This window comes from Amycolatopsis sp. ATCC 39116 (assembly GCF_000231075.2).
Lineage (GTDB): Bacteria > Actinomycetota > Actinomycetes > Mycobacteriales > Pseudonocardiaceae > Amycolatopsis_E > Amycolatopsis_E tucumanensis.
In genome coordinates this window covers 14096-36652 of record NZ_AFWY03000007.1, presented here as the reverse complement: position 1 = coordinate 36652, position 22557 = coordinate 14096, and the positions used below count along the sequence as shown (strand labels likewise).

21 protein-coding genes, 2 tRNA genes and 1 other RNA gene are annotated in these 22557 nt (G+C 70.5%); 11 read left to right on the top strand and 13 right to left on the bottom strand.

Features of this window, described 5'->3' with window-relative positions; genetic code table 11:
- Positions 1 to 119: 119 nt before the first annotated feature.
- Positions 120 to 492, bottom strand: a transfer-messenger RNA (tmRNA) gene (ssrA, locus tag AMY39116_RS44990).
- Between the two features lie 155 nt (positions 493 to 647).
- Between ssrA and AMY39116_RS0310475 the strand changes: the two genes are divergently transcribed.
- The 4 genes from AMY39116_RS0310475 (at position 648) to AMY39116_RS48090 (ending at position 3546) form a co-directional block, all read left to right on the top strand.
- Complete coding sequence (locus tag AMY39116_RS0310475) at positions 648 to 1331, top strand: sensor domain-containing protein (RefSeq protein WP_020417609.1); 684 nt, start codon at positions 648 to 650, stop codon at positions 1329 to 1331.
- Positions 1331 to 2470 carry a sensor histidine kinase gene (locus AMY39116_RS0310470; protein ID WP_020417608.1) on the top strand — a complete coding sequence of 380 codons (1140 nt, stop codon included), beginning with the start codon at positions 1331 to 1333 and terminating at the stop codon, positions 2468 to 2470. The genes AMY39116_RS0310475 and AMY39116_RS0310470 overlap by 1 nt, the downstream gene beginning before the upstream one ends.
- A 53-nt stretch (positions 2471 to 2523) precedes the next feature.
- Complete coding sequence (locus AMY39116_RS0310465; RefSeq protein ID WP_020417607.1) at positions 2524 to 3168, top strand: response regulator transcription factor; 645 nt, start codon at positions 2524 to 2526, stop codon at positions 3166 to 3168.
- A gap of 108 nt (positions 3169 to 3276) precedes the next feature.
- The gene (locus AMY39116_RS48090) at positions 3277 to 3546 is read left to right on the top strand and encodes a leucine zipper domain-containing protein (protein WP_157358507.1); all 270 of its coding nucleotides are present in this window, start codon (positions 3277 to 3279) and stop codon (positions 3544 to 3546) included.
- Positions 3547 to 3574: 28 nt separating this feature from the next.
- On the opposite strand, the gene AMY39116_RS0310460 is transcribed toward AMY39116_RS48090, so the two are convergent.
- A complete protein-coding gene (locus AMY39116_RS0310460) occupies positions 3575 to 3946 on the bottom strand; it encodes a cupin domain-containing protein (protein WP_020417606.1) in 372 nt (123 codons plus the stop codon).
- Between the two features lie 78 nt (positions 3947 to 4024).
- On the opposite strand from AMY39116_RS0310460, the gene AMY39116_RS0310455 reads away from it, so the two are divergent.
- From AMY39116_RS0310455 to AMY39116_RS0310445, 3 genes are all read left to right on the top strand, one after another.
- Complete coding sequence (locus AMY39116_RS0310455) at positions 4025 to 4480, top strand: MarR family winged helix-turn-helix transcriptional regulator (protein WP_020417605.1); 456 nt, start codon at positions 4025 to 4027, stop codon at positions 4478 to 4480.
- Positions 4481 to 4574: 94 nt separating this feature from the next.
- Entirely contained in the window at positions 4575 to 4793 is a 219-nt protein-coding gene (locus tag AMY39116_RS0310450; RefSeq protein WP_020417604.1) for a hypothetical protein, read from the top strand.
- A gap of 97 nt (positions 4794 to 4890) precedes the next feature.
- A complete protein-coding gene (locus AMY39116_RS0310445; protein WP_020417603.1) occupies positions 4891 to 6174 on the top strand; it encodes an acyltransferase in 1284 nt (427 codons plus the stop codon).
- Here AMY39116_RS0310445 and AMY39116_RS0310440 read toward each other — a convergent pair.
- The 9 genes from AMY39116_RS0310440 to AMY39116_RS0310400 all read right to left on the bottom strand — a co-directional run bounded on the left by AMY39116_RS0310440 (position 6164) and on the right by AMY39116_RS0310400 (position 14660).
- Positions 6164 to 7054 (bottom strand): amidohydrolase family protein, encoded by an 891-nt coding sequence (locus AMY39116_RS0310440; RefSeq protein ID WP_020417602.1) that lies wholly within the window; start codon positions 7052 to 7054, stop codon positions 6164 to 6166. The genes AMY39116_RS0310445 and AMY39116_RS0310440 overlap by 11 nt on opposite strands.
- Entirely contained in the window at positions 7055 to 7531 is a 477-nt protein-coding gene (gene smpB / locus AMY39116_RS0310435) for an SsrA-binding protein SmpB (RefSeq protein WP_026153846.1), read from the bottom strand.
- Positions 7532 to 7571: 40 nt separating this feature from the next.
- Positions 7572 to 8468 carry a permease-like cell division protein FtsX gene (gene ftsX, locus AMY39116_RS0310430; RefSeq protein WP_017987099.1) on the bottom strand — a complete coding sequence of 299 codons (897 nt, stop codon included), beginning with the start codon at positions 8466 to 8468 and terminating at the stop codon, positions 7572 to 7574.
- Positions 8469 to 8516: 48 nt separating this feature from the next.
- On the bottom strand, positions 8517 to 9206 hold the full coding sequence (ftsE, locus tag AMY39116_RS0310425; protein WP_017987098.1) for a cell division ATP-binding protein FtsE: 690 nt from the start codon (positions 9204 to 9206) through the stop codon (positions 8517 to 8519).
- A 64-nt stretch (positions 9207 to 9270) separates the two neighbouring features.
- Positions 9271 to 10374 carry a peptide chain release factor 2 gene (prfB, locus tag AMY39116_RS0310420; protein ID WP_020417601.1) on the bottom strand — a complete coding sequence of 368 codons (1104 nt, stop codon included), beginning with the start codon at positions 10372 to 10374 and terminating at the stop codon, positions 9271 to 9273.
- Positions 10375 to 10442: 68 nt separating this feature from the next.
- Complete coding sequence (locus AMY39116_RS0310415) at positions 10443 to 10943, bottom strand: PadR family transcriptional regulator (RefSeq protein WP_027935800.1); 501 nt, start codon at positions 10941 to 10943, stop codon at positions 10443 to 10445.
- A 147-nt stretch (positions 10944 to 11090) separates the two neighbouring features.
- Positions 11091 to 11167, bottom strand: a tRNA-Met gene (locus tag AMY39116_RS0310410).
- Positions 11168 to 11533: 366 nt separating this feature from the next.
- Positions 11534 to 11607 (bottom strand) — tRNA-Met (locus AMY39116_RS0310405).
- A gap of 80 nt (positions 11608 to 11687) precedes the next feature.
- The gene (locus AMY39116_RS0310400) at positions 11688 to 14660 is read right to left on the bottom strand and encodes a UPF0182 family protein (protein ID WP_020417599.1); all 2973 of its coding nucleotides are present in this window, start codon (positions 14658 to 14660) and stop codon (positions 11688 to 11690) included.
- Between the two features lie 164 nt (positions 14661 to 14824).
- Here AMY39116_RS0310400 and AMY39116_RS0310395 point away from each other — a divergent pair, with 164 nt between their 5' ends.
- On the top strand, positions 14825 to 15373 hold the full coding sequence (locus AMY39116_RS0310395) for a PPA1309 family protein (RefSeq protein WP_020417598.1): 549 nt from the start codon (positions 14825 to 14827) through the stop codon (positions 15371 to 15373).
- Positions 15374 to 15774: 401 nt separating this feature from the next.
- Here AMY39116_RS0310395 and AMY39116_RS0310390 read toward each other — a convergent pair whose 3' ends face one another.
- Positions 15775 to 16920, bottom strand: a complete 1146-nt coding sequence (locus AMY39116_RS0310390; RefSeq protein WP_020417597.1) for a PDZ domain-containing protein — start codon at positions 16918 to 16920, stop codon at positions 15775 to 15777.
- Between the two features lie 116 nt (positions 16921 to 17036).
- Between AMY39116_RS0310390 and AMY39116_RS0310385 the strand changes: the two genes are divergently transcribed.
- Positions 17037 to 18368 carry a zinc-dependent metalloprotease gene (locus tag AMY39116_RS0310385; protein ID WP_020417596.1) on the top strand — a complete coding sequence of 444 codons (1332 nt, stop codon included), beginning with the start codon at positions 17037 to 17039 and terminating at the stop codon, positions 18366 to 18368.
- 609 nt (positions 18369 to 18977) lie between these two features.
- On the opposite strand, the gene AMY39116_RS0310380 is transcribed toward AMY39116_RS0310385, so the two are convergent.
- A complete protein-coding gene (locus AMY39116_RS0310380; RefSeq protein WP_027935799.1) occupies positions 18978 to 19547 on the bottom strand; it encodes a M48 family metallopeptidase in 570 nt (189 codons plus the stop codon).
- A 166-nt stretch (positions 19548 to 19713) separates the two neighbouring features.
- On the opposite strand from AMY39116_RS0310380, the gene AMY39116_RS0310375 reads away from it, so the two are divergent.
- Together AMY39116_RS0310375 and AMY39116_RS0310370 are read left to right on the top strand one after the other, a co-directional pair.
- Entirely contained in the window at positions 19714 to 20826 is a 1113-nt protein-coding gene (locus AMY39116_RS0310375) for a ThiF family adenylyltransferase (RefSeq protein WP_020417594.1), read from the top strand.
- Positions 20823 to 22169, top strand: a complete 1347-nt coding sequence (locus tag AMY39116_RS0310370; protein ID WP_020417593.1) for an AarF/ABC1/UbiB kinase family protein — start codon at positions 20823 to 20825, stop codon at positions 22167 to 22169. The genes AMY39116_RS0310375 and AMY39116_RS0310370 overlap by 4 nt, the downstream gene beginning before the upstream one ends.
- The last annotated feature ends 388 nt before the right edge of the window (positions 22170 to 22557 follow it).

The window sequence follows — 22557 nt, the reverse complement described above, 5'->3', positions numbered from 1 at the left end:
CAGATGGGGGTCCAGGGGGCGAAGCCCTCCTGGCGGGGGCCTGGGGGTTCGACCCCCAGAGAAACGACGAAGGCCGAGGCCTGCGAGCGTTCTCCGCGAGCAGACCTCGGCCTTCGGCCGAGTGGAGGTGCCGGGAATTGAACCCGGGTCCTCTGGCGCCTTGCCTAGGCTTCTCCGTGCGCAGTTCGCTGTGCCTCTACTCGGCCCCACCGGTCACGCGAACAAGCCGGTGTGACGGGCCCAGCCGCTGTGGTTTTCCCTTCCGGTCCCCGCGGCCGGGTCCGGAAGGTGAGCCTCCTAGCTGATGCCGGCTACCGGGACGGAGGCGCTCCCGGGCCGACAGACTCGCACTCGCTCAGGCGGCGAGGGCGAAGTCGCGCTGACTATTAGTCTTGGCGCTTATTTGGTTACGACGACGCTTAACGGTGGTCTCTCGCCTGCACCGGCACGCTTCCCTTGACTCAACGTCCAGAGTCGAAACCGTTCACCCCCTTGATGGTGTTCCGTTACCAGCATAACGCCCCCGGCAACCGGGTTTGTTCCGCACCGGTGGGGTTGTCCCTACCCCGGTGACGCCCGCGCGCCCCATGGCCCACCAGCGGGAACCTCGCGATGCTGGTCCCGTGTTGCAGAGAGAGGAACGGATCATGGGGCCGACGTATTCCGCGCTGGACGGCACGCGGCCGCGCCCTCCGGTGCTCGGCGCGCTGGGGTACCTGCTGTGCAACCTGCCGCTGGGTGTGGCCGGGTTCGCGTTGATGGTGACGTTGTTCACGGCTGGCCTGGGCACCGCGGTCGTGTGGGTGGGGCTGCCGGTGCTGGCCGCCGGGGTGTTGATCGCCCGCGCGGCCGGCCGGTTCGAGCGTGCCAGGGTGTACCGGATGCTGGGCGCCTACATCGCGACGCCGTACAAGCCGCTGCCGGAGTTCGGCCTGAAGGCTCGCTGGCGTGCGCGGCTGACCGACGGCGCGACGTGGCGGGACGTCCTCTACTTGGTGCTGCTGCTGCCGCTCGGGATCGCCGAGTTCACGACCGTGGTCGCCTTCTGGTCGGTCGGGCTCGCGGCGACGACGTTGCCGTTCTACTGCACCTACCTGCCTGGTGGCGCCTACTTCTTCCCGGCCTTCGACGAGCGCTGGATAGTGGTGGATTCGCCGGTCGACGCGCTGCCGTGGGCCGCGCTCGGGTTGATCGTCCTGGCGTGCGCGATCGCGCTGACCCGCGGCATGGGCACGGCTCACGCGCTGTTCGCCCGGGCCATGCTCGGTCCGGGGCCGCGGGCCCGCAGGCTCGTCGAATCGGACACCGAGCGCCCTGGTGCGGTGGCATGATGAGCGTCGTGGCCGGTGAGCACGGGCCGATCGAGCAGCCGCGTCCGGGGGCCGCCAAGTCGATCGCGTACATGATCTCCTCCTTCGCGTTGCGCCTGGTCCAGTTCGTGCTGGTCGTGACGCTCAGCCTGGTGGGGATCGCGACGACGGTGATCTGGGTCGGCATCCCGATCCTGTTGTGGACCACGAGCATGGTGCGTGGTTTCGGTGACCTGGAGCGCCGCTGGGTGCGCCGGATGCTGGGCACTCCCCTGCCGCCCGCCGACCGCGCGCCGGTCGAGGGCGGGGTGCTGCGCCGGTGGCGGATGCGCCTGGTGGACAGCACGACGTGGCGGGACCTCGCCTACCTGCTGATCGCCTTCCCGCTGAGTGTGGTCGAGTTCGCGGTCGGCCTCGCGTCGATCGTGCTGGTGCCGATGGCGATCTGGGTCGCGCCGTGGATCGGCTGGGTGCACGGTTCACTGGCCATCGCGCTGCTGGGACCGAACCGCGCGGAACGGCTGCGCGTGAAGGCGCAGCAACTGCAGGCGTCACGGGCGCGCGGGGTGGACGCCGCCGAGGCCGAGCGCCGCCGGATCGAGCGGGACCTGCACGACGGTGCGCAGCAGCGGCTGGTCGCGGTCGCACTGAACCTGGGCCGGGTCAAGAACAAGCTGGACAAGGAACCGGACGCGGTCCGCGCGCTGATCGAGGAGGCGCACACCGACGCCAAGCTCGCGGTGTCGGAGCTGCGGGACCTCGCCCGCGGCATCTACCCGGCGGTGCTCGGCGACCGCGGCCTCGACGCGGCGTTGTCCGCGCTGGCGGCCAAGACGCCGATCCCGGTGGAGGTCTCGGTCGACATCGAGCCGCGCCCGCCGGCCGCGGTGGAGACCACCGCGTACTTCATCGCCGGGGAGACGCTCACCAACGTCGCCAAGCATTCCGGCGCGACGGAAGCGCAGGTCAAGGCCTGGCGCACGGACGACAAGGTGATCATCGAGATCACCGACAACGGGCACGGCGGCGCGGAGGTGCGCCCCGGCGGCGGGCTGGCCGGGCTGGCCGACCGGGCCGCCACCATCGACGGCGTGATGACGGTGGTGAGCCCCGAGGGTGGGCCGACGGTGGTGCGAGCCGACCTGCCGTGTACCTGGTGACCCGGTTCGTGAGTGAATAGGGCGAATTCACTCACGAACTGGGGGTTGGCGGAATGCGTGTGGTGATCGCCGAGGACGCGGTCCTGCTGCGTGCCGGGGTCGAGCGGTTGCTCGCCGACGAGGGAATCGAGACGGTCGCCGCGGTCGACCGCGGCGACGAGCTGGTCGGCGCGGTCACCGAGCACCGGCCGGACCTGGCGATCGTCGACGTCCGGATGCCGCCGACGTTCACCGACGAGGGCTTGCGCGCCGCGCTGGCGGCGCGCGAGGCGGTGCCGGGCCTGCCGGTGCTGGTGCTTTCGCAGTACGTCGAGGAGAGCTACGCGGTCGAGCTGCTGTCCGGTGGGGCAGGCGGCGTCGGCTACCTGCTGAAGGAACGCGTGGCCGACGTGGCCGACTTCCTCGACGCGGTACGCCGTGTCGCACGGGGCGGCACGGCCATCGATCCGGAGGTGATCGCGCAGGTCATGGCCCGTGGACGGAAGAACCCGCTGGACGCGCTGACGGCGCGGGAGTCCGAGGTGCTCGGGCTGATGGCGCAGGGCCTGTCCAACTCCGCGATCGCCGCGTCGCTGGTCGTCTCGCACGGCGCCGTGGAGAAGCACATCGGCAACATCTTCGCCAAGCTCGGGCTGGAGGCCAGCGCGGAGGAGCACCGCCGGGTCCGCGCGGTCCTCACCTACCTCGGCCGCCCCTAGCTGTTGTGACTGGTGAGGTCGTGGACGGCGTGTCGGGTTGATTGTGGGGAGGGCCTCCGGGCGGAGTGGGTGCTGCGACGCATCCACTACCAGCCCTGGAGGTCCTCGATGGGTCACGCTAACGCACGGACCACGGTGTATGCCCGGCAGTTGATCGTGCAGCGTTGTCAGGCGGGGTGGCCGCCGGCGCGGATCGCTGAACAGCTCGGAGTGGCCCGTTCCACGATCTCCAAGTGGCTGACGCGGCACCGGGAGGAGGGCGACGCCGGATTGGCTGACCGTTCCTCCCGTCCACATCACAGCCCGTGGGTCCAGCACTACAACACTGAACGCGCACACTCCGCCCTAGCAGGCCACCCAATCACCCGACTGCCCTGACCCTCCACAACCTGTCAGGTCACAACAACTAGCGCGTCCAGGGCGGCACGATCATGGCGCCGCCCACCGTGCCGACCATTCCGGCCGACGTGCACACCGTGGCCCGCGCCGGCTCCGCGCCGGGGTTGTCCAGCCGGAACAGGGTGTCCGGGGGCACGATCACCGCGTCGCCGGGGGCGAGCCGGTGGACTTCGCCGTCGAGCGTCAGTTCGAGCACCCCGGACTGCAGCACGAACACCTCCTCGCGGCTCACCGAGTGCTCCTCGCCGGTCAGCTCCGGCTCGAGCTCCAGCAGCCAGACCGCCAGCTCGGCGGACCCGCGGCTGGGCACGGCCAGCGGGCGGAACACCGCACCGCCGCGCTCGAACCGGGGCGCATCCGCCAACGTCGCGACAGGCATTTCCGACCTCCAAGTAGTCAAGCAGGTTTACCAGTTTTAAGGTAAAGCAGCTTGACCATCTAGTCAAGGAGCTTGACCATGACCGCTGGCGACATGCCGGGACTGCTCGCGCTGACCTTCCGCGCGCTGATGGACGAGATCCACGAGCACCTCGCCGCCGAGGGGTTCGACGACGTCCGCCCGGCGCACGGCTTCGTGTTCCACTTCCTGTCGCACCGCCCCGCCACGGCCGTCGAGCTCGGCGAGCACCTCGGCATCACCAAGCAGGCCGCCGTGCAGCTCGTCGACGAACTGATCACCCGTGGGTACGTCGAACGCCGGCCGCACCCGACCGACCGGCGCAGCAGGCTGGTCGTCCTGACGCCGCGCGGCCGTCGGTGCGTCGACCGGGTGGTGGCGCACTCGCGGGCAGCCGAAGAACGGTGGGTGCACCTGATCGGCACCGACGATTTCGCCCGGATGCACCAAGGGTTGTCGGCGTTCGCGGACGATATGGCGCGACACCGGAGGGTCACCGTCCGTCCGGTGTGGTGAATCGCTCCTCACCCGTTCTGACGGCGGCGCCCGGTCCGCCGCTCACCTACCATGGGCGGACGTTGACATCGTTTCCCCGCACGAGGAGGGCCCCATGACCGAAGAGAACGTCCGGTTCTTCGGTGGCCCACTCGACGGCCGGGTCCAGACGCTCGACGACCCGGTGAGCGGCACGGTCATGCGGCACGTCCACCTGCACGAGGGCCCCAAGATCGAGACCTTCTACCAGCTCGGGTTCTCCCCGGAGGCCGGCTGGGAGTACCGGCTCTGCGGCCTGCCCGCCTCCGAGGTCGACGAGGCTCGCGAGCTGTAGGTAGGGCGGACCCCACCACGGTCCTGCACCTGTCCCCCGCCCGAAGACGGCGGTCTGCCCGGCTGTGCCCGGCACCCGTTCCGACCAGGCTGAACGCATGCGAACAAGCCTGCGGCAGGCCCCGGCGGGAGCCCGCGACACCTTCCTCGACGTGGTCCGCGCGACCGCGATCCTCGCCGTCATCGGGCAGCACTGGCTGATGCCCGTGCTCAGCTACGACCACGGCCGTCTCGCGACCGGCAACGCCTTGACCACCCCCGGCTGGTGGGCGCTGACCTGGCTGTCCCAGGTCATGCCGATGGTCTTCTTCGCCGGTGGCGCGGCCAACCTGATGTCGCTGCGCCGCGCCGCGTCCACGCGCGACTGGCTGTCCACACGGCTCAAGCGCCTGCTGGTCCCGGTCCTGCCGCTGTTCGCGGTGTGGCTGCTGGCGCCGGACCTGCTGCGCGACCTCGGCGCGCCGGAGCAGCCGGTGCAGATCGCCGGCGCGATCGCCGGGCAGTTGCTGTGGTTCCTCGCCGTCTACCTGATCACCGTGGCCGCGACGCCGCTCATGCTGGCCGCGCACCGCCGCTGGGGACTGCGTGTGCCGCTGGTGCTGACCGGGCTCGCGGTGATCGTCGACTTCGGACGGTTCGAGGTGTTCGGCCCGCTCGGTTACGCCAACGCGGTGTTCGTCTGGCTCGCGGTGCACCAGCTCGGCTTCTCCTACGCGGAGGGCAGGCTCGGCACGCTGACCCGTCGTGGCGCGGCCGCGCTCGCCGTGGCCGGGTTCGGGGTCACCGCGCTGGCCGTCGCGTTCGGCCCGTACCCGGCGAGCATGATCGGCATGCCGGGCGCGCCGGTGTCCAACATGAGCCCGCCGACCGCGGTGCTGATGAGCCTCGCCGTCGGGCAGGCCGGGTTCTGGCTGGCGCTCAAGCCCACGCTGGCCACGCTCGCCGAGCGCCCCGCCGTCGCCGCCGTGCTGCGCTGGAGCGGGCCGCGGTTCATGAGCATGTACCTGTGGCACATGCCCGCGCTGGTCGTCGTCGCCGGAATCGCCGTGCTGGGCTTCGGTTACGCCACACCGGAACCCGGCAGCGCGGACTGGTTCGCCGTCGCCCCGCTGTGGGTCGGCGCGGCGGGAGTCGTGCTGGCCGGTCTGCTGAAGGCGTTCGGGCGCTTCGAAACCCGGCCCAGCCCCGCGGGCGGCGTCCCGGCCGGACAGCTCGCCGCCGCTGCCGTGCTCGCGTCCGCCGGGCTGCTCGGCCTGGCCGCGAAGGGGTTCACCACGCCGCTGGACGCCGGGATGCTCGCCGGTCCCGTGCCGTGGGTGGCGCTGGTGTTGGCCGGGCTGCTGCTGGCGGCGAAGCCGGTGCGGGTCGCCGTCAGAGGTTGAGCAGCTTCGCCGGGGTGTCGTGCAGGACGGCCCGCAGGAAGTCGTCCCCGAGGCGGTCGTCGGCAGCCCAGCCGGCGACCGCCCGCAGCTGTGTGGCGTAGGAGTAGGGGATGTTCGGGAAGTCGGTGCCGAGCACGACCCGGTCGGCGATGTCCGCGAGCCGGCTCGTCCAGTCCGGCGGCAGCGGCATCAGCGCCTCGGTGAACGGGACGCCGACCATCGTGGTGTCCAGGTGCACGCGCGGGTACCGCTCGACCAGCGCGAGCGCCTCGGCGTACTCGGGCATCCCCGCGTGCGCGAGCACCGCGGTCAGCCGCGGGTGCCGGGCGAGCACCTCGCCGAACACGTCGAGCCCGGTGTGCGGGCCGCGCTCGGGCCCGTGCCCGGCGTGCACGACGACGGGCACCCCGGCCTCGGCGAGCGCACCCCACGCGGGGTCGAGCAGCTCGTCCCGCGGGTCGTAGGCGCCGACCTGGACGTGCGCCTTGAAGCAGCGGGCGCCGGCCTGCAGCGCTTCGACGACGTAGGTGGCCGCCGACGGTTCCGGGTAGAGCGTCGCGGTGGGCACCGCGGCCGGGACGCGTTCGGCGAACTCGCGCAGCCAGCCGTTGAGCCACTCGGCCATGCCGGGCTTGTGCGGGTAGGCCAGCGGCGCGTACCTCAGCACCCCGAACGATTCGAGCAGCGCGACCCGCTCGTCCTCGGCCACCCGGTACTGGATGGGCCACTCGTAGCCCGTGCGCTCACCGATCCGGTCGAAGTAGGCCCAGACCTTGACCAGCATCCGTTCCGGCAGGAAGTGCAGGTGCAGGTCGACGAGACCGTCCAGGCCGAGGCCGCGCACCCAGTCCCGGATGTCCTCGTCGCGCTCCGGCCCCACCTAGCGGCGGCCCTTCAACGCCCTGCCCACGGCGCGGCTGATCTCGCGCTGGGCGTCGCGCTTGGCCAGGTCCTGGCGCTTGTCGTAGGCCTTCTTGCCCTTGGCGAGGGCGAGCTCGACCTTGACCTTGCCGTCCTTGAAGTACATGGACAGCGGGACGAGCGAGAGCCCGCCCTCCTTGGTCTTGCCGATCAGCTTCTCGATCTCGCCGCGGTGCAGCAGCAGCTTCCGCTTGCGCCGCGACTCGTGGTTGGTCCACGTGCCGTGCTCGTACTCGGGGATGTGGAGGTTGCGCAGCCACACCTCACCGTCGTCGACCGTGGCGAACGCGTCGACCAGCGAGGCGCGGCCCGCGCGCAGGCTCTTCACCTCGGTGCCCACCAGCGCGATCCCGGCCTCATAGGTGTCCAGCACCGCGTAGTCGTGCCGCGCGCGGCGGTTCGACGCGATCACCTTGGAGCCTCGTTCTTTGGGCATAGTTCCAGGTTATCCCACACGTCCCGGCTGGAGCACGGCGTTAATGCCGCACGTAGAGCCGCAGCGTCAGGTACCCGGTGGTGGCCGAGATGATGATCGACGCGAGCAGCAGCCACGGCGCCACCACGATCACGTCGAGCACCTGGATGTTCGGGATGATGCCGCCGGTGACGGACAGGATGCGGTCGATGAACGCGAACTTCGCCGCGATCAGGCCGCCGACCGCGATCGCCCAGCCGATGACGCCGGTGACCACCGCTTCCAGGAGGAACGGCAGCTGCGTGTACCAGCGGGTGGCGCCGACGAGCCGCATGATGCCGACCTCGGTGCGCCGCGTGAACGCGGAGATCTGCACCGTGTTGGAGATCAGCAGCAGCGCGGCGAGTGCCTGGATGAGCGCGATGACGAAGGTGCCGTCGCGGACGCCGCCGAGCACGCCGAAGAACCGGTCGAGGAACTGCTTCTGGTCGTCGACGCGGGACACGCCGGGCCGGGTGCCGTACTCCTGGGTGATGACGTCGCTGCGGCTCGGGTCCTTGAGCTTGACCTGCAGCGAGGCGGGCAGCGCTTCGGGGCGGGCGGACTGCACCAGGATCGGGTTGTCCTGGAAGAGCTTCTTGAACCGCTCGTAGGCCTGGTCGCGGTTTTCGAACACGACGGAGTCGACGGCCGGGTTGCTGTTCAGGTCGGCCAGCAGTCCGCGGCACGGGTCCTGGGTGCAGGTCTTGTCGTTGGCGCTGACGTCCTGGGTCAGGTAGAGCGAGACCTCGACGTCGGCCATGTAGTTGACCTGCATCTTGTCGATGGTCCGCACGATCAGCAGGCCGCCGCCGAGCATGCCGAGCGAGATGGCCGTGGTGATGATCATCGCGATGGTCATCGTGATGTTGCGGCGCAGGCCGGTGAAGACCTCGCTGAACACGAAACTGGCACGCATCGGGGGGTGGTTCCTCAGGTCGGGGGCAGGCGGGGGGTTCGGGGTGACTCAGCGGCCGACGCCGTACACGCCCCGGGCGTCGTCGCGGATCACCTTGCCGAGCTGGAGCTCGACGACCCGGCGCCGCATGGAGTCCACGATGGAGTGGTCGTGGGTGGCCATCAGGACGGTGGTGCCGGTGCGGTTGATCCGCTCCAGCAGCAGCATGATGTCCTGGCTGGTGTCGGGGTCGAGGTTCCCGGTGGGCTCGTCGGCCAGCAGCACGAGCGGCCGGTTCACGAACGCGCGGGCGATCGCCACCCGCTGCTGCTCACCACCGGAGAGCTCGTGGGGCATGCGGTCGGCCTTCCCTTCCAGCCCGACCAGCTCGAGGACCTCCGGCACCACCTTCTTGATGGTGTGCTTCGGCTTGCCGATGACCTCGAGCGCGAACGCGACGTTCTCCGCGACGGTCTTGTTGCCGAGCAGGCGGAAGTCCTGGAAGACGCACCCGATGGTCTGCCGCAGGCGGGGGACCCTGCGGCGGGCCATCTTGGCCACGTCGAAGTTGGACACGAAGACCCGGCCCTTGGTGGGGACCTCCTCGCGCAGGAGGAGGCGCAGGAACGTCGACTTGCCGGACCCGGAGGGCCCGATCAGGAAGACGAACTCGCCCTTGTCCACGTCGACCGACACGTTCTCGAGTGCGGGACGCGTCGACGTCTTGTAGACCTTGGAGACACTGTCGAGCCGAATCACGGTGGGCAATCCTACCCATGGGCGTCGTTAAGCCCGGGTTGGCCTATTGCCTCCGGCGCGGCGGTTACGCAGCGTTGGCCTGCTTGCGCCAGCGGATACCGGCCTCCAGGAAGTCGTCGATCTCCCCGTCGAGCACGGAGCTGGGGTTACCCACCTCGTGCTCGGTGCGGAGGTCCTTGACCATCTGGTACGGGTGCAGAACGTAGTTGCGCATCTGGTTGCCCCAGCTGCTGCCGGAGTCCTTGAGCGCGTCGAGCTCGGCCCGTTCCTCCTCCTTCTTCTTGAGGAGGAGCTTGGCCTGGAGGACCTTGAGCGCGGCGGCCTTGTTCTGCAGCTGCGACTTCTCGTTCTGGCAGGAGACGACGATGCCGGTGGGCAGGTGGGTGATGCGCACCGCGGAGTCGGTGGTGTTGACGCTCTGCCCGCCGGGGCCCGAGGAGCGGAACACGTCGACCCGGATGTCCTTCTCCGGGATCTCGACGTGGTCGACCTCCTCGACCTCGGGCAGCACCTCGACGTGGGCGAACGACGTCTGGCGGCGGCCCTGGTTGTCGAACGGGGAGATCCGGACGAGCCGGTGGGTGCCCTGTTCGACGGAGAGGGTGCCGTAGATGTAGGGCGCGGCGACCTTGAAGGTGGCCGACTTGATCCCGGCCTCTTCGGCGTAGGAGATGTCGTACACGTCGGTCGGGTAGCCGTGGCGCTCGGCCCAGCGCAGGTACATGCGCAGGAGCATCTCCGCCCAGTCGGCCGCGTCGACGCCGCCGGCTTCCGCGCGGATGGTGACCACCGCGTTGCGGTCGTCGTACTCGCCGGAGAGCAGGGTGCGGACCTCGAGGGCGTCCACTTCCTTCGCGAGGCGGGTCAGCTCGCCTTCGGCCTCGGCCTTGCTGGCGTTGTCGCCCTCGGCCTCGGCGAGCTCGTGGAGCACCTCGAGGTCGTCGAGCCGCTGGCGCAGGTCGGTGACCCGGCGCAGCTCGGCCTGCCGGTGGGACAGCTGACTGGTGACCTTCTGCGCGGCCTCCGGGTCGTCCCACAGGTTGGGGTTGGACGCCTGCTCTTCCAGGTCAGCCACCTGGGCGCGCAGGGCGTCGAGGTCCATGACGGACTCGACCTGCGTCAGCTTGCCGGCGAGGTCCTTCAGGTCGGCTGCGAAGTCACCACTCACAACCTTCAAGGTTACGGCACGGGGCGCGGCCGGTTACGGGAACCGGCCGCTTGGGGCCCCGTGGCCGCTCAGGCGTCCGGGATCGCGTCGATCAGCTTCAGCGCCGCGCGAGCGTGCGCCTGGCCGAATTCGGCGATGGCCTTGGTGTAGGGGTCGCCCGCTGCCTTGACGGCGGCCCTGGCCTCGTCCAGGTCCTCCTGGTAGCTGGCCCTGGCCGTCTCGATGAGGCCGGCGCGCTGCTTCGCGGTGAGCGAGGCGGCGTGCACGAGGCGCAGGATCAGGGGGCTGCGGAGGTGGTCGGGGCCGGCGTCGGAGGTCAGCCAGGCCTTGAAGGCCTTCTTCCCGGCGGCGGTGATCACGTACTGCTGGCTGGAGCGCGGTCCTTGCTTGCCGAGCCGGACGAGCCCTTCCTTGGCGAGGGCGGGCAGCTCACGGTAGACCTGGCTGCGGGTGACGCTGAAGAACGTCCCGAACCGCTCCTCCGCCGCCGCAACCAGCTGCCCCCCGGTGGCCGGGCCGTCCTGGAGCAGGCCGAGCAATGCCGCTGCTGTTGCATTGAGTTCAGACACCCCTACAAGGTGCCACTTTTCCGCCGATCTGTCCACAGTGGTCACGATCAATGTCCACAAAGGTCATTACCTTCCCCCGTCCGGCCCAATCGGGGGTGCCCCAAGCGCACGAAAAAGGCCCGGTCCGTTAAGACCGGGCCTTTTCCCTGGTAGCGGGGACAGGATTTGAACCTGCGACCTCTGGGTTATGAGCCCAGCGAGCTACCGAGCTGCTCCACCCCGCGCTGTAAGACCCACTATACACACCCCACCCGCCCCCCAAACCTGGCCCCCCCAGTCCACACAAGACACCCCCCAGCCCCTGGCATCCGCGCCCAACCCCAGCTGACCCATTGCCCCAGCGCCGCCAGGCGCGAAGGGCAAACCCGGCCCCGCCCCACCCAACCGAACGTCCCCACAGATCCGGCACCGCGCGGGGGGGGTGCAGGGGCTCGCCCCACTCACCGGGACGTCCCCACCCAATCCGGCACCGCGGGGGGGTGCAGGGGGCTCGCCCCCTGCCGGGGGCCTGGGGGTCCGACCCCCAGAAGACACAACGAAGAGAGGCCCTGCATCCGCGCTTTCCGCGGATACAGGGCCCCTGCCTCTCGTAGCGGGGACAGGATTTGAACCTGCGACCTCTGGGTTATGAGCCCAGCGAGCTACCGAGCTGCTCCACCCCGCGTTGTGAGAATGAGTTTACGCCTCGGTTGCGGGGGTGTGCACACCGGGTGCCGGAAGCAGCTCCGGCACCCGGTGGGGTGGTCATCCGCCCGGCTGGGGAGGCGCCGAGGTCGTCTGGGCGGCCTTGGCGTTCTCGTAGGCGCGGGCGGCGGCGTCGAGCGCGGCGAGGGCCTCGCCCTGTGCGGCGAAGTTGCCGCTCTGCTGGGCCTGCCGGAGCCGTTCGAGCGCCGACTGGATGTCGGCGACGGCCTGGTCGAGGGCCGGGCTGCTGCCGGTGCCGCCGGTGGCAGGCGGGTTCGTCGGCGTGGTGCTCGGTGTCGGCGTGTTGGTCGTCGGTTGTTGCTGGGTCGGCGAGGTCGCCGCCTGGCCTGCCTGGTCGCCGAAGACCTGTTTCAGCGCGTCGGCCAGCGTGGACGCGAACCCGACCTTGGACCCGTAGGACACCAGCACGCGGGCGAGCTGCGGGTAGCTGTTCTGGTTGCGTTGCTGGATGTAGACGGGTTCGACGTAGAGGAACCCGCCGCCGACCGGCAGGGTGATCAGGTTGCCGAAGATCACCGTGACGCTCTGGTTGCTGAACAGGGTCCGTTCCTGGGCGAACCGGGAGTCGCTCTGGAACCTGTTCTGGACCTGGACGGGGCCGTCGACCTGGCTGTTGCCCGCCGCTGTGGTGGGTAGCCGCAGGACCTTGATGGCGCCGTAGTCGTCCGGGTCGGAGGACACGGTCATCCAGGCCGCGAGGTACTGCCGTTGCAGGGCGGTGAGCGGGCTGGTCAGCTGGAACGTCGTGCCGCTCTGCCCCGGCGCCTGCGCCAGCACGTAGTAGCCGGGCTGGTTGGCCAGGCCGGAGGCGTCCAGGTTGGTGCCGCCCTCCTGGGTCGGGTCCTGGGGCACGTTCCAGAAGGTGTTGGTCGTGTAGAACTCCTGCGGGTCGGTGACGTGGTACTTCGTCAGGAGTTCGCGCTGGACCTTGAACAGGTCCTCCGGGTACCGGAAGTGCGACCGCAGTTCGGGGCTGACCTCGCTGCCCGGCTTGACCAGGCCCGGGAAGACCTGCTCCCAGGCCTTGAGGACCGGGTCCTTGTCGTCGACCGAGTAGAGGGTGACGGTGCCGTTGAACGCGTCGACGGTCGCCTTCACCGAGTTGCGGATGTAGTTGATGTTGTTGTTGGCCTGGCGGGCGACGCCGGCGAGGGTGTCCTCGGTGGCGGCGCCGAGCGGCGTCTGCTGGGAGTACGGGTAGTTGTTCAGCGTGGTGTAGCCGTCGACGATCCAGACGATCTTGCCGTCGACCACCGCCGGGTACGGGTCGCCGTCGACGGTGAGCCACGGCGCGACCTTGCTGACGCGCTGGCGCGGGTCGCGGTTGTACATGATCTTCGAGCCGTCGCTGATGGCGTCGGAGAAGAGGATGTTCCGCTCGCCGTACTTGGCCGCGAAGGCGAGGCGGTTGAACCAGTTGCCGAGGTTCACGCCGCCGGTGCCGTCGTAGCGGTAGTTGCTGCTGCTGGCGCTGTCGTACTCGCCGGGCGCCCGGCCTTCCTGGCCGCCGACGATGGCGTAGTCGTTGGTCAGCTCGCCGTAGTAGATCCGCGGCTCGGTGACCGCGATGCCCGGCGCTGTGGGGTTGGCCGGGTTGATGCCGGCGCCGGTCGGGTTCTGCGTGTCGCTGGTGACCGCGATCGGGTAACCGCCGTCGCTGTTGGCGCTGCTCACCGCACGGTCGATCGTGTTGGCCGGAGCCGCCACGAACCCGTTGCCGTGCGTGTAGACCATGTGCTTGTTGATCCAGTTGGTCTGGTTGCCGGTGAGGTTGGCGGTGTTGATCTCACGGGCGGCGACCACGTAGTCCTGCAGCCTGCCGTCGATCTCGTAGCGGTCGATGTCGAGCTTCTGCGGGAAGCCGTAGAAGTTCTCCCGGCCGACCCGCTGGGTGAAGGTGGGCGCCAGCACGTTCGGGTCGAGCAGGCGGATGTTCGGCACCGTCGTGGTGTCCGCGCTGATCTCCGACGCGGTGGCCTGCCCGGTGCCGGTGTAGTCCTCGTACTGGACGTTGTTGAGCCCGAACGCGGACTTCGTCGCCTCCATGTTGCGACTGATGGAAAGCGCTTCCTTCTGGTTGGCGTTCGGCTTGACCGAGAACTGCTCGAGGATCGCCGGCCAGGCGACACCGACCAGCACGCCGGACAGGATCAGCAGCACCAGCGCGATCGCGGGCAGCTGGATATTGCGCAGAAACGCGCCCGCGAAGAACGCGACGGCGCAGATCGCGGAGATGCACAGCAGGATCAGCTTCGCGGGCAGCACCGCGTTCAGGTCGGTGTAGGTGGCGCCGTAGAACAGCGGGGCGTTGCGGTCGGAGAACAGCAGGTTGTAGCGGTCGAAGTAGTACTCGACGGCCTTCAGCAGCACGAACAGGCCCGCGGTGACGGCGAGCTGGACGCGGGCCGAGCCGGCGAGCTGGCCGCCGCGGCCGGCGAGCCGGATGCCGCCGAACAGGTACTGCGCGATGAGCGCGCCGATGAACGAGATCGTCACCGCGACGAACAGCCAGCCGAGCAGCCACTGGTAGAAGGGCAGCGTGAAGGCGTAGAAGCCGATGTCGTTGCCGAACTCGGGGTCGGTCTGGCCGAAGCTCGTGCCGTGCAGGAACAGCTGGATGCGCTGCCAGTCGCCCTCGCCGGTCGCGCCCGCGATGAGGCCGGTGACCAGCGGGATGCCGATGCCGAACAGCCGGATGCGGCCGACCACGGCCGAGCGGTAGCGGGCCAGCGGGTCGTCGGCGCCGGAGACCGGGACGAACACCGGCCGCGTGCGGTAGGCGATCCACAGGCTGAGCGCGAGCGAGCCGCCGACCAGCAGCCCGATCGCGAAGAACAACACGATGCGGGTGACGACCATCGTGTTGAAGACCTGGCGGGCTTCGACCTCGCCGAACCACAGCCAGTCGACGTAGGTGTCCAACAGGCGCGCGCCGAGTAGCAGCGCCAGGACGATCACCGCGGCGATGATCAGCAGTACCCGGCTGCGACGGGACAGTTTCGGCAGGCTCACTGGGGGCCGACTGGCCACTGCGCACGCTCCTGTTGTCTTGGTCCGCTGGCGGGGCGACCCGTAATGCAGGACACCCCTGAACCCCTAACTCTAGGAGGGCCGCCGCGGGTTCCCCGACCGGCCCGAATCGGACACGTCCAGCGGGCACCTGACACGATGAGGAGATGGCATCGGAAGTCAACCCCGCCACCGGTCCGGCCATCGCGGCGCTGGCCCGTGAGGTGGAGGAGTTCGTGGCCGCCGCCGGGTGGGACCAGGCTCCTCAGCTGTTCGCGCTGGTCCCGACCGCGTCGCTGCTGCGCGAGCAGCCGGAGCTGGCCGGGCAGCTCGACCCGTCGAGCGCGCTGACCCCGGTGGCGCAGGAGCCGCTGCCCGAGGGGGACCTGGCGGAGGCGCTGGGGCGGATCGCCTGGCCGGACGTCGTGCTCGGCTGCGCGCTGGCCCAGGAGATCATCGTGCTGCCCCCGAGCGCCGAGTCGGAGCTGTCCGACTCAGGCGACGCGGAGCGACTGCGGCAGGCCGCGGCGGACCACCCCGACCGGACGGAGGCGCGCCTGGTGGCGGCCGTGCTTAGGGACGGCCCAGGAGCCTGCGTAATGCGGCTGCGGGGCTACACGAAGGCGGAGGACGCCGAGCCCGCCGACGAGATCGTCGAGCACCCTGACCTGGCGCCCAACCTGCTGGAAGCGCTTCGAGCCACGCTGGCCCCCTGACCTCGGCGCCCGGCCGCGTGGGGCCGCGCTCCACGCCGGGTGTCTTGAGTCCCTCCACCCGGTGCGACGAGCCCCTCGCTCCCGCACCGGTCCCCACGCGCGGCGCCCCCGGACAACCGCGTGAATCCGGGCGCTCCCGTACCGGGTCCCACGCTCGGTGCCCCCGGACAACCGCCCGGGTCCGGGCGCTCCCCACTCAGCGCCACGTGCCCCCGCCGTGGCCCCATGGCTGGCGTCCGAGCCTCACCCACAGCCACGCCACGGCCCACACCAAGCGCCACCCGAGCCGCACATCCACCGTCTAGCACCCTCAGCTCGGCGCCGCGTCTCCACGCTCGACGCCCAAGCACGCGTCCCGGCACTCCCACTCGGAGCCGCGGCCGTCACGCACCCGGCGCGGGTCAGCAGGACGGCGTGGGCTGCCCCGCCTTGAGCGCGTCCAGCGCCGAGAGCGCGCTGTTCAGATCGGTCACCTTGACCAGCTTCAGCCCGTCCGGCGCCGCGGCGGAGGCCTCCGCGCAGTTGGCCTCGGGCGTGAGGAACACGGTGGCGCCTGCCTCGCGCGCGGCGACGACCTTGAACGAGATCCCGCCGATCGGCCCGACCTGCCCCTTCTCGGTGATCTCCCCCGTGCCTGCGATGTGCTCGCCTGCCACTATCTCGCCCGGGGTGAGCCGGTCGACGATCGCCAGCGCGAACATCAGGCCGGCCGAGGGGCCGCCGACGTCCTGCAGCGAGATCTTCACGTCGAAGGGCACGTCGGCCCGGTCGATGGGCTGCAGGCCCATGAACCCCTGCTTCTTGGACGGGTCCGGGTTCGCGGCGAGCGTGATCTGCTCGGTGCGGGGAGGCTCAGTGCCGTGCTGGAAGGTGATCGGCACGGTCTGGCCCGGGGTGGTGTCGGCGAGCGCCGCGGTGACGTCGTCCTCGTTGGTGATGGTGCGGCCGTTGACCGACAGCAGCCGGTCGCCCGCGGCGAGGACCCGGCTGGCCGGGGTGTTGTCGACGATCGTCTGGGCGAGCACCTTGACCGGGAAGCCGAGGTGGCGCAGCGCGGCGACCTCGGCGTTGCTCTGCGAGTCCTGGAACTGCTGGACGTTCTCCTGCTGGACCTGCTCGTCGCTCTCGCCGGGGCGGAAGTACTCTTCGCGCGGCGCGAGCGCGTACCGGCCGCTGACCCACAGGCCGAGCGCGCCGAACAGGCTGATCTCGTCGTTGAGCGAGACGGTGGTCATGCGCAGCTCGCCCGCGGTCGGGTAGGTCTGCTGCCCGTCGATCTCGACCACCTGGACGCCGTTGACCTGGCCGAGCGTGTCGTAGGTCGGGCCGGGGCCGATCGCCACGTAGGGCACCTGGACGAACGCGCCGATGAGCCCGAACACCACGATGAGGACACCGCTGGTCACGACGGTCCAGCCGCGCCGGGTCATGCCGGTGCGCTCGCGGGGCCGCGTCGCGCGGTGCCCGTTGCGGGCCTGGTCGCCGTCGTCGGGCTTGGTGCCGGTCGCGGCGCCGGGAGCAGTGCTGTCGTCGCGGGACTCGCTCACGGCCCACAGCGTACGGTGACCGGCCCGCACGCTCGATCACCAGGCCTTGATCGCGCCGAGCGAAATCGGACACCTCTGGCGGGGTCACGGCTGCTCCGGCCGCGTACGGTGGGGGTATGAGCAATCTCCCGTTCGGCTTCGGGCCCCCGGATCCCGACAAGCCCGGTGACAACGGGCCGTCGGAGGGCGGCCAGCAGCCCGGCGCCGACGCGTTCAACCAGCTCGGCCAGATGCTGAGCCAGCTCGGGCAGATGCTGAGCCAGGCCGGCAGTTCGTCGGGCCCGGTGAACTACGACCTCGCCAAACAGATCGCACTGCAGAAGCTCAGCGGAAGCGCCGGCGGCACGATGGGTTTCGCCTCGAGCGGCGACGCCGACAGCGCCGTGCGGGACGCCGGGCACCTCGCGGAGCTGTGGCTCGACGCGGCGACGATCCTGCCCGCGGGCGCGTCGGTGACCGCGGCGTGGTCCCCACGCGACTGGGTGCAGAAGACGCTGCCGACGTGGCAGCGCCTGTGCGACCCGGTGGCCCAGCAGGTGTCCGGCGCGTGGGTGGAGGCGCTCCCCGCCGAGGCGAAGCAGGCCGCCGGTCCGCTGCTGTCGATGGTCGGCCAGATGGGCGGCATGGCGTTCGGCTCGCAGCTGGGCAACGCGCTCGCGCAGCTCGCGTCGGAGGTGCTGACCTCGACCGAGGTGGGTCTGCCGCTGGGTCCGGAGGGGACGTCGGCGCTGCTGCCCGCGAACATCGAGAAGTTCACCGAGGGGCTGGAGCTGCCGAGCAGCGAGGTCCTGGTGTTCCTGGCCGCGCGGGAGGCGGCGCACCAGCGCCTGTTCTCGCACGTGCCGTGGCTGCGGCAGCGCCTGCTCGCGACGGTCGAGGAGTTCGCGCACGGCATCAAGGTCGACACTTCGGCGTTGGAGCAGCTGGCCGGCCAGGTCGACCCGTCGAACCCGGCGAGCATCGAGGAGGCGTTGTCTTCGGGGCTGCTGGAGCCCCAGACGACGCCCGAGCAGCAGGCGGCGCTGAACCGGTTGGAGACGCTGCTCGCCCTGGTGGAGGGCTGGGTGGACGTGGTGGTCGCCGACGCGGTCGGCGACAGGCTTCCGGGGGCCGACGCCCTGCGTGAGACGCTGCGCCGCCGCCGCGCGACGGGCGGCCCGGCCGAGCAGACGTTCGCGACGCTGGTCGGGCTCGAGCTGCGGCCCCGGCGGATGCGGGCGGCGTCCGCGCTGTGGAAGCTCGTGGGCGACCGGCACGGCGCCGAGAAGCGGGACGGCCTGTGGTCGCACCCGGACCTGATGCCGTCGGCTGAGGGCCTGGACGACCCGCTGGAGTTCGCCGAGCGGCTGGGCAAGCCGGGCGAGCTGGACGACCCGATGGCCGAGCTGGAGCGCACCAAGCCGGAGGACAAGGGCGACCCCGGCAAGGACGACGAGCCCGGCAACTGACCCCCGCGGTCACACAACCGAGCCGGCTGGGGCGCGGCGGCAAGCCCCGCCCCAGCCGTGCTTGGCTGCGGCCTCCGGCGCTCGCAACCAGCGCCGATTGAGGCCACCCCCGATCGGGGCCACCCCCGATCGGGGCCACCGCCGATCGGGGCCACCGCCGATCGGGGTCGGCGCTGCCACCATCGCCGCGCAGCCCATCGCACTCATCAACGCCCAGACCCGTCGCATTCGCGGCCACAGCCGGGAAGAGGCACGACGCCGCCACCATCGCGGAACCGGCCGCGCTGCCCCGTCGCAACGCCCACTGACCGTCCTGCTCGTGCTCGGTCCTCCCCACCTCGCGCCTCGCAAGCTCCAACCCCACCACGGCGGACGCCCCCACCGCCGCGACGCTCACGGTCCTGCTCGCGCCCGGTCCTCCCCACCCTGCGCCTCGCAAGCTCCAACCCCACACGACCGTGGGCGCCCCCGACCGTGGAGACCGCCATCGCCGCGAGCCCAGCTCGACGCCACACCCCGGCACCGCTCGCGACGGGACCAGGCCGTCGTGCCAACCTCCCTCGCCGGCTCGGGGCCCCGCCGAAGTCGCGGGGCCCCGAGCGGCGTTCCTCAGTCCTCGTCCAGCTCGCTGATCCCCCAGCCGGCCGCCGCGGACAGGCCCTCGAGGTAGCCGATCGCCCGCTCGGTCTTCGGGTAGCGCCGGACCAGCTCCCAGAACTCGGCGTTGTGCGCCGCCACCCGCAGGTGCGCCAGCTCGTGCACCAGCACGTAATCCAGCACCCACGCGGGCACGTTCTGCAACCTGTCACTCACCCGGATCGTCCGGTCCGCCGGCGTGCATGAAGCCCACCTGGTGCGCATCGGCGGGACCCAGCGGACGCTCGCCGGCAACGCCTGCCGGTCGAGGTATCGCGCTGACAGCTGCGCGCACCGCGCGAGCAGTGCGGCATCCGATTCGCGCGCCGGAGACGCCCGCTTGGTCTCCGTGCGCTGGAGCTTGCGCTCCATCTCGGCCACCCAGTGTTTTTCCTCGGCTCGGCTCATGCTCGCCGGGATGAGCACCACGAGGGTGTCGCCGTCCCGGTACGCGCTGACCGTCCGCCTTCGTCGTGCACTACGCCGTACTTCGACCTTGAGCTGCGGGTTCGATGACTGCCCGGTGTTGTCCCGGTTCCTCAAAGAGGGCACCCGTGCGTTCGCCACCCGTCCACGGTAAAGCCAGGGGCCGACAACTCGGGAGAGCCGACTTCGAGAAGGCCCGAGTTATCCACATCATGGCCCACCTGTGGATAACTCGCGATCTTGGTTAGCGGATTCTTAGCCACCTTCCGTCACTCTGTGCTCCATGACGGACACAAACACAAGTCAGCACACGGTCTTCCTGCCCGAACGGCCCTGGCTGCGGCCGGGTCTCGAGGTCTTCGACCGCGGTCCGGGCGAGGTCCAGTTCGGTCTCGACCCCAGGCACGCCATGGTCGCCAAGGACCTGCCGCCCGACCTGGTGGACGCTCTGCACCGGCTCGACGGCAGCCTCCGGCTGGAGAGCCTGCTCGCGCTCGCCAAGAGCGAACACGTCGAAATCCTCCGCGACATCGTCGCGAACCTGACCCGGCTCGGACTCGTCGAGGAAGCGTGGCCGCCGTCCGCCTACAACCGCGCCGCCAGCGAGGCCGGCCTGTGGTCCCTGTCGACCGGGCACCGCCACAGCGAGACCGTCGCCCGGCGCCGCCATAGCGCCGTCGTGCTCTTCGGCTCGGGGCGGCTGACGGTGGCTATCGCGGTGCTGCTCGCAACCGCGGGAGTGGGGCAGGTGTGCGTCGAGGCCGCGGGCAACGTCACCGAGCACGACACCGGCAGCGGCTACACCGACGCCGACATCGGCCGGTCCCGCTCCGCCGCGGCGGCCGATGCCGTACGGCGGGCAAACCCCGCGACCGTGACCCGCCGTCTGCGCGACGGGCGGCTTCCGGAACTCGCCGTGCTCGCCGACGCCATCGTCCCCGCGCCCGAACTGGTCCGGCAGCTGATGCACGAGCGGGTGCCGCACCTGGCGGTGCGCGTGCGGGAAGGCATCGGGATCGTGGGGCCGCTCGTCGAACCCGGGCGGAGCAGCTGCCTGGCGTGCGCGGACCTCATCCGCCGCTCGATGGACGACCGCTGGCCCACGGTCGCGGGGCAGCTCGCCGGCCGCACCCAGCAGGCCGACCTGACTACGGTGCAGGCGACCGCCGCCCTGGCGACCGGTCAGGTGCTCCGGGCTCTCGGACCGGCCGACGGGGTTCCGCCCGGCTGGAACACGACGATGGAAATCGACCCCTACGACTGCACGGTCTACCACCGCCCGTGGCCGCCGAACCCGGCCTGCACCTGCGGGGCACGCCCGGAACCGCTGGTCAGCAACGCGCAAGCGCCGATGGCTGCGGAAGACATGGTCGACAAGGCACAATCGCAGGAGTGACCGACTTTCCCGAAGAGACCGACGACCGTGCCGATCCCGGGATTCCCCGCCGCACCGCCGCCCGCGCCGCGAAGCTCGCGAGCCTGCCGCTCGGAATCGCGGGGCGGGCGGTCGGCGGCTGGGGACGTCGGCTGACCGGTCAGAGCGCGGAAGAAGTCAACGCGAACCTGTCGGCGAAGGCTGCCGAGCAGCTGTTCGAGGTGCTCGGCACGCTCAAGGGCGGCGCGATGAAGTTCGGCCAGACCTTGAGCGTCTTCGAGGCGGCCGTGCCCGACGAGCTCGCCGCCCCATACCGGGACGCGCTGACCCGCCTCCAGGCCGCCGCGCCGCCGATGCCGGCCCGCCAGACCCGGCGTGTCCTGGCCGAGCAACTGGGCCGGTCGTGGGAGACGCGGTTCCGGGAGTTCGACGACGCCCCCACCGCGTCGGCCAGCATCGGTCAGGTGCACCGGGGGGTGTGGCACGACGGTCGCGAGGTGGCGGTCAAGGTCCAGTACCCCGGCGCCGACGAGGCGCTGCGCAGCGACCTGCGGCAGCTGCAGCGGTTCAGCAGGCTCTTCCAGGCGCTCCTGCCGGGCACCGAGGTCAAGCCGCTGCTTGCCGAACTGTCCGCGCGGATGGACGAGGAGCTTGACTACCGCGGCGAAGCCGACAGCCAGCGCGAGTTCGCGAAGGCCTTCGACGGCGACGACAAGGTGCTGGTGCCGAAGGTGGTCGCGAGCGCGCCGAAGGTGCTCGTGACGGAGTGGGTAACCGGCACCCCTCTCGCCAAGATCATCGCCGGCGCGGACGCGGAAACCCGCAACCACGTCGGCGCGCTCCTGGCCGAGTTCCACTTCTCGTCACCGGCCCGGACGAAGCTGTTGCATTCCGACCCGCATCCGGGCAACTTCATGTTGCTGGACGACGGCCGCCTCGCTGTGATCGACTTCGGCGCAGTGGCCCGTCTACCGCACGGCATCCCTCGCCAGTTGGGCGAGATGACCCGTCTTGCCCTCGATCACCGCTCCACCGAACTCATGGAGTTGCTGCGTTCCGCCGGCTTCATCCGGCCTGGCACGGACCTCAGCGCCGACGACGTTCTCGCCTACCTGGCCCCGTTCACCGAGCCGCTCGCCAACGAGCGCTTCCACTTCACGCGCCGCTGGATGCAACGCCAGGCGATGCGGGTCGGCGACACCCGTGGCCGCGATTTCCGCACCGGCCGGTCACTGAACCTCCCGCCGGAGTACCTGCTGATTCACCGCGTGACAGCAGGTTCGACGGGGATCCTGTGCCAGCTCGACGCGGAGATCCCAGCCCGGGCGATCGTGGAGCGCTGGCAGCCCGGCTTCGCCGACTGAGCCCCACCTCCTCTTTCGTTCCTCGTCCGGACGTCAGGGGTGCGGCGCTCTCGCGCAGGCCCCTGACGTCGCGGACATCGGCGCCCCGTCCATTGCGCTGAGCCCTCGTGTTTTCCTCACAACACACGCCCTCTCTCGCCAATTTTGTGCCTCGCGCAAGGTATGCGCGCTAGTTCGGCCCGCACATCGCTTTGTCAGCTGTCACCTCCTCGTCTTCGTGTACGTGCCAGGGGGCAGTTTCCGTCGCCACGCGGACCGAGCTTCCGCGCAGCCTGTCCCCTGTCCTGCTTGTCCCGCCCCAACACCCACCATGCCGCAAACTTCTGCCGACGTGGGTTCCGTGGGCCGTCAGGAGCGCCAGTTATCCACAATTTCTTCGAGAACTGCA